Annotated in this window: 12 protein-coding genes; 5 read left to right on the top strand and 7 right to left on the bottom strand. The window is 67.8% G+C overall.

All coding sequences use genetic code 11. The features are described 5' to 3' along the window. Positions 1 to 13: 13 nt before the first annotated feature. The 6 genes from RR3_RS17635 to RR3_RS17610 are packed head-to-tail and all read right to left on the bottom strand — an operon-like array spanning position 14 to position 4695. On the bottom strand, positions 14 to 772 hold the full coding sequence (locus RR3_RS17635; protein WP_082335462.1) for an SDR family NAD(P)-dependent oxidoreductase: 759 nt from the start codon (positions 770 to 772) through the stop codon (positions 14 to 16). A gap of 9 nt (positions 773 to 781) precedes the next feature. Beyond that, the gene (locus RR3_RS17630) at positions 782 to 1285 is read right to left on the bottom strand and encodes an aromatic-ring-hydroxylating dioxygenase subunit beta (protein WP_010593632.1); all 504 of its coding nucleotides are present in this window, start codon (positions 1283 to 1285) and stop codon (positions 782 to 784) included. After that, entirely contained in the window at positions 1278 to 2558 is a 1281-nt protein-coding gene (locus RR3_RS17625; RefSeq protein WP_010593631.1) for an aromatic ring-hydroxylating oxygenase subunit alpha, read from the bottom strand. Before RR3_RS17625 ends, RR3_RS17630 begins: the two co-directional genes overlap by 8 nt. Then, positions 2555 to 3091 (bottom strand): nuclear transport factor 2 family protein, encoded by a 537-nt coding sequence (locus RR3_RS17620; RefSeq protein WP_017680775.1) that lies wholly within the window; start codon positions 3089 to 3091, stop codon positions 2555 to 2557. Before RR3_RS17620 ends, RR3_RS17625 begins: the two co-directional genes overlap by 4 nt. A 3-nt stretch (positions 3092 to 3094) precedes the next feature. Continuing rightward, a complete protein-coding gene (locus RR3_RS17615; protein WP_010593629.1) occupies positions 3095 to 3457 on the bottom strand; it encodes a hypothetical protein in 363 nt (120 codons plus the stop codon). A 53-nt stretch (positions 3458 to 3510) separates the two neighbouring features. Next, entirely contained in the window at positions 3511 to 4695 is a 1185-nt protein-coding gene (locus RR3_RS17610; protein WP_040274815.1) for an acyl-CoA dehydrogenase family protein, read from the bottom strand. 154 nt (positions 4696 to 4849) lie between these two features. Here RR3_RS17610 and RR3_RS17605 point away from each other — a divergent pair, with 154 nt between their 5' ends. The 5 genes from RR3_RS17605 (at position 4850) to RR3_RS17585 (ending at position 10558) form a co-directional block, all read left to right on the top strand. Further along, entirely contained in the window at positions 4850 to 6331 is a 1482-nt protein-coding gene (locus RR3_RS17605) for a PAS domain S-box protein (protein ID WP_048773720.1), read from the top strand. 30 nt (positions 6332 to 6361) lie between these two features. After that, the gene (locus tag RR3_RS17600) at positions 6362 to 7594 is read left to right on the top strand and encodes a cation:proton antiporter domain-containing protein (RefSeq protein ID WP_010593626.1); all 1233 of its coding nucleotides are present in this window, start codon (positions 6362 to 6364) and stop codon (positions 7592 to 7594) included. Between the two features lie 133 nt (positions 7595 to 7727). Beyond that, complete coding sequence (locus RR3_RS17595) at positions 7728 to 9113, top strand: DUF2254 domain-containing protein (protein ID WP_064066020.1); 1386 nt, start codon at positions 7728 to 7730, stop codon at positions 9111 to 9113. Further along, a complete protein-coding gene (locus tag RR3_RS17590) occupies positions 9110 to 9997 on the top strand; it encodes a potassium channel family protein (protein ID WP_064066019.1) in 888 nt (295 codons plus the stop codon). The genes RR3_RS17595 and RR3_RS17590 overlap by 4 nt, the downstream gene beginning before the upstream one ends. A 153-nt stretch (positions 9998 to 10150) precedes the next feature. After that, on the top strand, positions 10151 to 10558 hold the full coding sequence (locus RR3_RS17585; RefSeq protein ID WP_010593622.1) for a four-helix bundle copper-binding protein: 408 nt from the start codon (positions 10151 to 10153) through the stop codon (positions 10556 to 10558). Between the two features lie 76 nt (positions 10559 to 10634). On the opposite strand, the gene RR3_RS17580 is transcribed toward RR3_RS17585, so the two are convergent. Continuing rightward, entirely contained in the window at positions 10635 to 11978 is a 1344-nt protein-coding gene (locus RR3_RS17580; RefSeq protein WP_064066018.1) for an APC family permease, read from the bottom strand. Positions 11979 to 12058 lie beyond the last annotated feature (80 nt).

Raw genomic sequence — 12058 nt, 5'->3', positions numbered from 1 at the left:
AGGAGGATTCCGGTCAGCGCAGATACAGTCCGCCGTTGACGTCCCAGCAGGCGCCCGTGACGAAGTAGGCGTCGTCCGAGGTGAGCAGCCCGACCATGTCGGCCACGAACGACGGATTTCCCAAGCGTCCCACGGGGATCCCGGCGACGATGCCTTCGAGTCTGTCGGGGGGCACCGTCGCGCGCACGACCGGGAGGTCGTGCGGGCCGGGAGAGATCGCGTTGACCGTCACTCCCCGGCCCGCCAGCTCGCGCGCGAAGACCTTGGTGGTGGTCAGGATCGCTCCCTTCGACGCCGCGTAGTGGCCCCCGGTTGCCGTCCCTCCGTTCTGCCCGGCGAGCGACGCCATGTTGACGATCCGTCCGAAGCCCCGCTCGGCCATGGCCGCACCGAACACCTGGCAACCGAAGAAGATGCTGTTCACGTTCGTCGTGAGGACGCTCGTGAAGTCCGCCTCCGCCAGGTTCATCAGATCCGCTGCCTGCGTGACGGCGGCATTGTTGACGACGATCGTGGGGACGCCCCAGAGCTGCCGGCAGGTCGCCAGCGCTTCCTCGAATCCGTCCTTGCGGCTGACGTCGAGTTCGAGGCCACGTGCGGTCGACCCGTCGCCGGACAACTCCGCTGCGAGGGCTTCGACACCGGCCGTGTCGATGTCGGTGAGCAGAACCCTCCTACCGTCGGTGTGGAGTTTCCGGGCGATCGCCGCACCCATACCTCCGGCTGCGCCCGTGACGACGGCGATGCCGGGTCCGGTGGACTGAGAGATCACATCGGCCCCCTACAGCAGGTAACCCGAGGCGCTGACCGCGTCCTCGCTGTCGATGAGCCGAACGACCTTGAGAGCGATCGCGTCCCTGTCCTCGCCGAGAGCGATCCGGTGGGTCAGCTCGGCACCGACGGTCGTGAACTCGTTGCGCTTGAACGCATTGAGGATCTGGGCCGACCGGAGGGTGACCGACGTGTCGGTGACGTCCTCCACGGTGAACCGCGAGACGATCCGCACGGTCCGGGCCGCGGCCACCGCAGAAGGCGAATAGCCCTGCATCATCCGCTCGACGCGCAGGTGCCGCATGCGCTTGTCGTCGTAGACCATGTTCAGGCCTGCGGCGAAGTCGTCGGTGTGCGGATCGATGGGAATCACGTAGTGAGCGTCGTCCGTGTACATCTGCTCCCAGGTCCGATAGTCCTTGGCATCGAGGACCTGTGCTTCCTTCCAGACGAGCTCGATCGCGCGGAGGGTGCGGGAGTCCGTCAGGGTCGACATCGTCAGGGCCTCAGTCATTGCTCATCATCTTCTTCCACATCGCGTAGGCCTCCCGCATGCCCGTCTCGTCGGTGACATGTGAGGTGGGCCAGCCTTCTTCGGTCGTGTACTCGCGTCCCTCGCCGCGGTTGACGAGGATCGGCATGTTCGGATTGCCGCCGGCCCCGATCTGCACCCGGATCCACCCCTCGGCGTCGTCGGGGCTGCCGAAACCGAACGGGCCCTGGAAGTGCTCGTGGATCCTCAGCCGCTCGCGGTTGATGCTCTCGGGTCCGCCGTCCATTCCCAGTGCCATGTGCCAGATCTCGGTCTCGTCGACGGAGAGGGGGATGAGGACGCGGAAGAACGACGACGACATCGCGACGTTCGGGAAAGTGTTGAGATTGAAGCCGCAACCGTGCATGGACCGCATGTAGCGACGGATCCGTTCGGGGCTTTCTCCCGCGGCGGCGAGCTCGTCGACCAGGTGCTGGAACCGAGGCTGGATTTCCTCGCTGCCGTCGTCGATGTCGAGATCCGCGTGGGCTGCGGCCATGATCGCGACGCTGTGTCCGTTGCCGAGGGCGTGGGTCTCGGCCGTGGGGTCGTCCATGAACGACATCATGTCCGCCGTCTCGGCGTCGACCGAGGCCATCCACGACTTGTGCACCATCGGGAAGTGGTAGCCGTCCGTGGTGTTCTCGAGCTGGATCTTCCAGTTCCCCTTGAAACGGAACTTGTGAACTCCGATCACCTTGGTCGGAAATCCGTTGCTCTGCTTGAAGAAGCGCTCCATCCAGATCTTCGCGTCCCCCAGGAAGTCCTCGAGGGGTTCGATGTCCGGGTCGAATGTTGCCCAGATCATTCCCAGGTAGCTCTCGGTACGCAGGGTCTGGAGCGGGAAGTCCTTCTTGTCGACGACGCCCTCGTATCCGTCCGGGTAGGGAATGCCACGAAGGCGTCCGTCGAGTGCGTAGGACCAGTTGTGGTACGGGCACGTGAAGCCGTTGGCCTTACCGCTGCGCTGATCGCAGACCGTCGCACCGCGATGCCGGCACCGGTTCAGCAGGGTGTTGAAGTTGCCCTTGCGATCCCGGGTCACGATAACCGGCTGATCCCCGACCTGGGTGGTCTTGAACGAACCCGCTTCCGGGATCTCGCTCTCGTGTGCCACCCACACCCAGGTCTTGTAGAAGATCCTCTTCATCTCCTCCTGGAAGATGTCCGGGTCGGTGTACAGCCGGCCCGCGACCCGGTCCTTCGCGACGAGGTCCGCGTAGGTGCGTGCGGTGGGTTCTTCTGTCGTCGTCATGTCATCCTTCGTTCGTGAGGTCGGGCGGTCGCCCCGGATAGGTGGGCCATCGCGTCGGTCGGCAGCGGCGCGGCGAACATCCGCCGGGTGCGGAATCGGCTCATGCGGGCCGCCGTCCGTCCGGATGCCCGGTCCAGGTCGAAGTCGATCGTGAGCCGGGCGCAGAGAAGTTCGGCCGTTCCCGTCGGATGGAGCGACAACTGCTGCATGATCCACCGTCCGCTCGCACGGTTGCCGTCGAGACGGATCTGCTCGCTGCCGAGGAGGTGCACGTTGCGGAGGAAGTGGTCGGCCGGCGGCAGGTACCGGGACACGAGAGTGACGACTTCGTCTCGCCCACGGGCGATTCCGAACTTGTCGGCGTACTCCGGACCCAGCCCTTCCCACGTCGCGTCGTCGGTGAACAGGACGCCGAGCTGCTCCGGGCTCTGCAGAGGTCCGGGCACATCGCACAGGTCCAGGTAGCGAGCGATGCAGTCACGGACGGCGTCCTTCGCCTCGACGACCTCGAGGCGCTGGTCGGTGCCGGTCACGGGTCAGACCGCGACGTCCGCGCGGATCGTCAGTTCCCGGCCCATGCGGGCCTCGATCTTGAAGTACTTCCACAGGGCGTACTCGCCGATCATCGTCGTCCGCAACAAGTTGCACGCGGCCCGGACGGTTTCCTGGTCCTTCACGTCGGCCAGGACGTAGCAGGTCCAAGGCCAGCCGTCGGACGGGCCGACCATGTGGGCGTCGTCGTCGAAGGTGCCGATGACCTGGACGCCGTCCATGTTCGCGAGAGCCGAGAGCATGGTGGAGATGCCGACCCACACCGGGCCGATCTCCGCCTTGGGCAGGTCGAAGAAGTTCTGGTTGTTGCCGATGCAGAACAGGGTGCGCAACGGTTCGGCGGTCATGGGCGTCCTTTCGCGGGGAAGGCAGGAACTGGTCTCGAACGGTCGTGTCCCGGTCAGGGGAAGCTGGGAATGCCGGGGTCGAGGCCCAGCAGGACGGCTCCGGCCGCCTCGAAGGTGTTGGTCTGGAGCATGGCGTGCTGGGCCGGGACGAGAGCGTCCCGCAGGTAGCGCTGCAGCGGGTGGCTCTCGTAGATCGCCCCGGTGCCGGCCAGGTCGAACGCGGCGAGCACGACGTTGCGGCCGACGTGGGCGGCCTGGGTCGCTCCCAGGCGGAGCAGGGCCGTGTGTTCGGCGGTGATCTCGTCGCCGCGGACCGCCAGGCCCCACACCTCGTCGGTGATCTCGTAGAAGAAGGCCCGAGCGGAGCGGAGATCGGCCTCGGCGCGGGCCAGCCCAGTCTTGTACGCGGGACGGTTTCCTTTGCTGTCACCGCCGGTGATGCTGGATCGCACCGCCCCGACCTCGTGGGCGTAGTCGAGAGCCCCCCGTGCGGCACCGAGAGTCACCACCGCCAGCACCTGGGCCGCGTAGGCGAGCGTCGGATACCGGGTGAGCGGCTCGTCGATTCGGGGAGCGCCGCCGCGGACGAACGTCATCTCCTCGGGGACGAAGAGTCTGTCGGCCTTCACTGCGTGTGATCCCGTCGCCTTCATGCCTGCGACGTCCCAGTTCTCCACTATCTCGACGTCGGCGGGGTCGACGAGGGCGGTCAGCGGCTTGCCGTTCGTTTCCGGACCGCCGGCGAGGCCGATGCCGAGGATGTCGGCGCCCAGGCATCCGCTGGCGAACTGCCAGAGGCCGCTGCACAGGTAGCCGCCGTCCACCTTCTCGGCCTTCTGCATGGGGAACAGCCCGCCGGCATAGGCGACGTCCGGGCCGTCGGAGTAGATCTTCTCCTGGGTTTCGACCGGCAGGGCCGCGAAGTACACGAGTGAGGACCCGAAACTTGCCACCCAGCCGGTGGCCGGATCCACCGCGGAGATCCGCTCGACCTGCTTCATGAAGGAGGCGGGGGCCATCGGTTCGCCGCCGAACTGTGCGGGGGTCGACGCGCGGTAGAGCCCGGCGCGCTTGAGGAGCGCGACGAAGTCCCTCGGTACGAATCGTTGCCGGTTGAACTCGTCGCGCCGGTCCCGCAGCACGGCGAGAGCGTCCTCGAAGGCCTTCTCCCGCGCGGGGCCCGCTGTCGCGGCCCGCACTGGATTCATCGTGCTCCGGATCGCCATCGTCGTCTCCATCCACCTCGTCGTGTCGCGCTGAGGAGAACGCTAGGAAAGGTTCGGACGAGGCGGTATCGGGATTTCCTCCGCCGGTCATAAAGCAATCCCCTATGGTCGATCCGCCGATCGTGGGTCGACAATGAACCGTCACGGCACCCGGAAGTGAGGATCGATGTTCCCGACAGGCCGCGACTTCCAGGAGATGGTGGAGAAGACGGAGACGGGGATCCTCATCCACGAGGCGGCGTCGAAGAACATCCTCTGGGCCAACCCGGCTGCGTGCCGGATGTTCGGTTTCACGCTCGAGGAGCTGCGACCGCTGAAGGCCCACCACATGAGCAGCCAGGAGCGTCAGTACCGGCGCTCGGTCGGGGTGGCGTGGCTGCAGGACGCCGTCGTACGTGGTTCGAGCCGCAGACAATGGAAGTACCGGACCAAGGACGGGCAGGACTTCCTGGCCGATGCGGTCGCCTCACGCCTGACGTTCCAGGACGGGCAGGTCGTGATGGTCGAGTTCCGCAACATCGCGGAAGAGGTGGAGCTGCAGGAGGAACTCAGCTGGGTGTCACAGTCGCTGCAGCGCATCATGACGCACACGTCGGCGGGCATCGTGGTGCTCGACGAGACGAACTGCATCGAAGACATCTCGCCGCTCGCGGCCCGGCTGTTCGGCAGAACCCCGGACGAACTGTCCGGGGTGTATCTCGAGGATCTGGGCCGTTGTGAGCCCCGGCTGACCGCCGAGCCCGTCGTGGCCAAACTGGACGCGGCGGCAGGACCGGTGGGCATCATGCAGGAGATCGAGAAGAGCGACGGGACGACGACCTGGTTGTCCGGCTTCCTCGAGGCCGTGGTGCACGACGGAATGACGTCACGGGTGCTGACGATCCGAGACGTCACGGATCGTGTGGAGTGGGAACGCCGTCATGCCTACCAGGAGGCCAACCTCCAGTACCTCAGCCGGTACAACGCAATGGGGGACATGGCCATGATCCTCGCTCACGAACTCGGGCAGCCCCTCGCGGCCTCGACGAACTACCTGAGCGGCCTCAAGGCACGGATCTCCGATGGATCCCTCGACCCCGAGGCCCTGAGCTACGGGCTGGACAGGATGGAGAAGCAGCTCGGCCGGGCGGCGGAGATCGTGTCCTCCGTGAAGCGCTATGTGCGGCGGATCGAGAGCACCAAGGCCGCCATCGACCTCAACGAGACGGTCGACGAGAGCCTGTACTTCGTTCGGCTGCGGGCAGCCGAACGGGGGGTGCACATTTCGCTCGACAGGTCCCGTTCGCCGTTGCCCGTGGTAGGGGAGAGCGTGCTGATCGGGCAGGTGGTGATCAACCTCTGCTTCAACGCGATCGACGAGATCGTGTTGCCCTCGACCGCCGTCAAGGAGCTCACCGTCCGGACCGCTCGGCGTGGAGAGTGGGCCTGTGTCTCCGTTTTCGACCAGGGACGGGGCATGGATGATGCCTCGGGAAACCGGCTGGCCTCCGGGGCGTTCTCGGCCAAGCAGGACAGTTCCGGCATCGGTCTGATCATCTCGGAGCACATCGTCGAGCGACACGGGGGCAGCATCCGCTATCTGCCCAACGAGCCGCACGGCACCGAAGTCCGGATGTGCCTGCCCCTCTCCGAATCCGGAGAGGATTGACGGTGCCGTTCTCCGGGCAACACTGCACGCATGAGCATCGACATCGTTCTCGCCACCGTCGGGGTGCTGGGGGTCGGTGTGGCGGCGTTGTCGGCGAAGATGCGCCGCCTGCCGCTGTCCGAACCCCTGCTCGGACTGGCAGCGGGTGTGCTGCTCGGACCGTACGTGCTCGATGTGCTGTCCCTACCGCCGCTGACGGCCGAGCACGGGTTGTTGCACGAGGCGAGCCGGATACTGCTGGCGGTATCGGTGATGGCGGTGGCGCTGCGGTATCCGATGGCGGACGTGCTCCGGCAATGGCGTCCCGTCGCCGTGTTGCTGGCCGTAGCGATGCCGGTGATGGCGGCCGTCACCGCCGGGTTGGGGTGGGCGTTGCTGTCCATGCCCCTGGCCACGGCCGTGTTGCTGGGCGCGGCCCTGTGCCCGACGGACCCGGTTCTCGCCTCGAATGTCGTCACCGGAGAGGCGGCCGAGGAGGATCTGCCCGCCCGGAACCGGCAGGTCCTCTCGCTCGAGTCCGGGGCGAACGACGGTCTGGCGTTGCCACTGGTGCTGGCCGCGGTCGCCGTCGCCGGAGGCATGGGAGCGGGCACGGCGGCACTGGAGTCGCTGTGGCAGGTGGCCGGGGCCGTGCTGATGGGGGCCGCGAGCGGATGGGCCGGTGGCCGGGCCCTGCGCTGGGGTGAAAGGTACGGGGCGACGGATCCGGCGCCGGCCCTGTTCTTCACCGTCGTGCTCGCGCTGGGAATTCTGGGTGTCGCCGGGTTGATCCATGTCGACGGGGTGCTGGCGGTGTTCGTCGGCGGGCTGGCATTCAACCTCACCAGTACCGGCAGCGAGCGGACGGCGGAGGTGCCGATCGACGAGGCGATCAACCGCTTTGCGGTGTTGCCGCTGTTCGTCCTGCTGGGGGCGGCGCTGCCCTGGCCGCAGTGGGCCGAGCTGGGCTGGGCGGGGGTTGGTCTCGTGGTGGCGGTGCTGGCGTTGCGCCGGGTGCCGGTTCTGCTGTTGCTGCGCCGTCCGCTGCGCTTGTCGATGCCGGATGCTCTGTATCTGGGCTGGTTCGGTCCCATCGGGGTGTCGGCGCTGTTCTACCTGACGCTCGAAGCGGAGCGGATGGGTGCGGACGAGACGGTGCTGGCGGCGGGGTCGCTGGTGCTGGCGGCGAGCACGGTGATCTTCGGTGTCACCGCGGTGGCCGGCCGGGTGCTGTACCGGCGGGCCACGGCTCCGGCGGCGCGGTCCCCCGAGCGGCACCGGTGAGCGCCGCCGCGGTTCCGAGTGTGATTGCCGGGCCGTTCCCGGGGTATTCGCAGGAGATGTGGTTCGAGACGTGGTCGGAAATTGTGCGGGTGCTGCTGGTGGGCTCGGTGATGCAGCACCGAGTGAGCCTGCGATGACCGACGACTCCCGGACCCGGACACGACAGGGACCGATCGGGGCTGCGCTGAAACGCCGACAGGTGTTCGTCGAAGCGATACGGTCGCGGCTGTGGCCGGTCCCGGCAGCTGCGGTGCTGGTGGCCGTGCTGGCCGGCATCGGCATACCCGAGCTCGACGCCGCCATCGACGACCGGCTGCCACCGACGGTGGCGGGGTACCTGTTCGGTGGTGGTGCCGACGCCGCCCGCGAGGTGCTGAGTGCGATCGCCGGCTCGCTGATCACCGTCACCTCGCTGACGTTCTCGCTGACCCTGGTGACCCTGCAGCTGGCCAGTAGTCAGTATTCACCGCGGTTGCTGCGCACCTTCGCCGCCGACCGGGTCGTCCAACGCACCTTGGGACTGTTCCTCGCGACGTTCGTCTACGCGCTGACCGTGCTGCGCACGGTCCGCAGCGGCACCGACGACACCGACGACAGTGCCTTCGTCCCCCAGCTGGCGGTCACGACGGCGTACCTGCTCGCGGTCGCCAGCGTCATCGCCCTCGTGCTGTTCCTCGGGCATCTGGTCCGGCAGATCCGCGTCGAGGCCGTGCTCGAACAGGTGCGCGCCGACACCTGCGAGACCGCCGCCAGGTTGCTACCTCCGGATCGGCAGGATCGGCCCACACTGCCCGTCCCCCCGCCGGCCCCGCATGTCGTCGAAGCGGACTCGTCCGGATTCCTGGTCGAGCTCGACGAGTACGCGCTGCTCGCGGCGGCCGAGGAGGCCGAGGCCGTGGTGTGGGTGAACCGACCGGTGGGCAGCCCGGTGCTGGCGGGCACGCCGGTCGCGTCGTGGTGGTCCCTGCGTCCGCAGCCCCTGACCGAGGACCAGGCCCGAAGGCTGTGCGACCGGGTGCGCGGTGCCCTGCGCACCGGTAGCGAACGCACCGCCGTCCAGGACCTCGGGTACGGACTGCGGCAGCTGACCGACGTGGTGGTGCGGGCCCTGTCGCCCGGCATCAACGATCCGACCACCGCGGTGCACGGCCTGGTCTCGTGCACCGCGGTCCTGGGCGAGCTGCTCGACCTCGAGCTCGGCCCGTACCCCCTGTGCGACGAACACGACCGGGTCCGGGTGGTGCTGGCGCGACCGACCTTCGCCGAACTGCTGGATCTGGTGTGCACCCAGCCGCGGCTCTACGGCGCCGACGATCCGGTCGTGCTGGACGCGTTGCTCTCGATGCTGCGGGAGCTGGCATGGAAGGCCACCACTGCGGAACAGCGTGCGGCGATCACGGACCAGCTCGGTCGACTGCGGGAGCACATCCCCGGCCACGGTACCGCGACGCGTGGGCACTTCGACGAGCTCACCCGTCAGGTAGGCGACGCCCTCGAAGGACGACGGCAGACATCATGATCTGGATCTCGAGCGTGGTGGGCGCGGCGTTGATCGTCGGGGCACTGCGGGACATCTTCGTCACGTTGTGGCATCCCCGGGGATTGGGCACGATCTCCCGGGGGGTGTTCGTCGTCCTGTGGCGTGGGGCGCACCACGCCGGGCGACGAGGGCGGCTGCTGGGCTCGGTCGGGCCGGCCGGACTCGTCGTCACCGCCGGGGTGTGGGCGACGATGATCGTGCTCGGCTGGGCACTGATCTACCTGCCGCACATGCCCGACGGGTTCTACTTCGCCAGTGCGCTGCGCCCGTCGGCCGCGTCGGACCCGGTCATGGCGCTGTATCTGTCCCTGGTGACCGTCGGCACCCTCGGCTTCGGGGACATCACCCCTGCCTATCCGGCGCTGCGACTGCTGATTCCGTTGCAGGCGCTGATGGGGTTCGTGCTGTTCACTGCGGCCATTTCCTGGGTGCTGCAGATCTATCCGGCGCTGAGCCGTCGCCGCGCCACCGCCCGCCGGCTCGTGCTTCTGACGGCCACCGGCACCGAGCAGATCCTTCCCGCCGCCGAGGCGAGCATCGCCGTGCAGTGGCTCGACTCGGTCACCGAGTCGCTGATCACGTGCGAACTGGACCTGATGCAGTACGGCGAGACCTACTTCTTCCGCGAATCCGACGCGGACCTCTCGTTCGCCGCCGCTCTGTCGTATGCACCGCGACTCGCGGCCGCGGGCGCCGGGTCGTCCGCGGTCGAGGTCCGCCGGGCCGCGGCGATCCTCGACGAACAGACCCGTCGCCTCGCCGGGCGTCTGGACACCGGGTTCCTCCACACCGGCGGAACCGTCGACGAGATCTGCGAACGCTTCGCTGACGACCACCGGCATCGGCCGGTGAGCGCCTCGTAACAGGACGCCCTGCAACCGGAATCGCCTCGGGGAACGAATCGTGTGTCTGGTGTTATCTCGTCGATCCTGTGGGTACGCGAGTCGGTACCGGATCTCGGTCGACACCGATCCGGATCAGCCGAACAACGAGTCCCCACGAAAGGACGCACATTCATGAGCACTGCAGCGACCATGCTCGACAGCTACCCGAAGGACCTCGACGGCGTCGACACCGGCAAGCTCGCCGCGTGCATCGAGGCGTGTATCGAATGCGCTCAGGCGTGCACCGCCTGCGCCGATGCCTGCCTGAGCGAGGATTCGGTGGCGGAGTTGATCAAGTGCATCCGCACCGATCTGGACTGCGCCGACATCTGCGAAACCACCGGCCGGGTCCTCTCGCGCCATACCGGCTACGACGCCGACCTGACCCGTTCGGTGCTCGAGACCTGCGCGGCGGCGTGCAAGTCCTGCGGGGACGAGTGCGCGCAGCACGCCTCCCGTCACGCGCACTGCAAGACGTGCGCCGATGCGTGCCGGCGATGCGAGCAGGCCTGCCGGGACCTGATCGGTTCCCTCGGCTGAGAGTCCGCCGTCACCACCCTTGCCGCGAACACCGGACGCTCGGCCGCTGGGCTGGACGATCGGCGGGTGCCCACCGTCATTGCGCCGAGCGTCCGGTGGACCGCCGGCGGTGTGCCACGTGGCGGCGCACGATCAGCCATTGGCTCGCGAAGACGGCTGCGGCCACCACCGCGGTGACAACCACCGTGAACACATCCGTGCGCACCTTCATGATCACGAACGGCACGAGCACGAGCACGTCGAGCGCGATCGCCACGGCCGGGACCCAGGTCGCGAACTCGACCTCGTCGCGCAGGCGGCGGACCATGCCCCAGTGGATGGCGATGTCCATCGACAGGTACAGCATCGCCCCGAGTGAGGCGATCTGACTCAGGTCGAACACCGTCGCCGTCACCAACGCCAGCGCGGCCGTGATCAGCAACGACTGCCGGTTCACCGACCCCGGCAACCCGGGCACCTGTCCCATCTCCCGCAGCATGTCGTACAGCCGCGACACGGAGAACAGGCTCGCCACCAAGCCGGACAGGGTCGCGACCACCGCCACCGCCACCGTCAGCCACACGCCCCAGGACCCGAACAGCGGCTCGGCGGCCTCGGCCAGTGCGTAGTCCCGGGCGGCGACGATCTCCGGCACCGACAGGCTCCCGGTGACCGCGACGGTCAGCAGCAGATACAGCACCGTGCACACCGCGATCGCGATCACGATCGAGCGCGCGATGTTGCGCTGGGGATCGCGCAGATCGTCACCCTGATTGGTGATCGTGGTGAAGCCCTTGTACGCCAGGATGCACAGAGCGATGCCGGCCAGGAATCCGAGCAGTCCGCTGTCCGGCGGCGTCGCGTCCGCACCCCCGGTGACCAGCCGGGAGAAGGCCGACACCCCGGTGGCGGCGATCCCGGCCACCGCGAGCGCCGCGATCCCGACGATCTTGATCGCGGCGGTCACCGTCGCCGACCCTTCCACCCACCGGTTGCCGACCAGGTTGACCACCGTCGCGGCCGCGATCGCCACCACGGCCAGGACCGGCACCCACACCGCCGAGCCCTGCATCCCGAACGGACGCAGCAGGTACGTGCCGAAGGTCCGGGCCAGCAGGCTCTCGGCCAGGATCATCGACACGTACATGAACAACGAGAACGACCCGGCCACCACCCCGGGGCCGTAGGCGGCTTTCAGGATCATCGCGATCCCGCCCGAGGACGGGTTCGTGCTCGAGTACCGCACGTACGAGTAGGCACTGAAGGCCACCACCACCGCGCCCGCGACGAACGCCCAGGGGATCCAGGACCCGGCCAGTTCCGCCACCTGCCCGACCAGGGCGAAGATGCCCGCGCCGATCATCACCCCGGTTCCCAGCGCGACCGACCCGGTCAGCGACAACTTCTTCTTCTGCTCGGTCTCCGACGGCACGCGTTCCACCTCGTCTCACGTCCACAACCTCGTCACCTCGACCTCCGGGCGACCGGTGATGCGAGCCCCACCGAACGGCGCACACATCG

The sequence above is a fragment of the Rhodococcus ruber NBRC 15591 genome (assembly GCF_001894945.1).
In the GTDB taxonomy this organism is placed as follows: Bacteria; Actinomycetota; Actinomycetes; order Mycobacteriales; family Mycobacteriaceae; genus Rhodococcus; species Rhodococcus ruber.
This window is presented reverse-complemented; position numbering and strand designations above follow the sequence as displayed.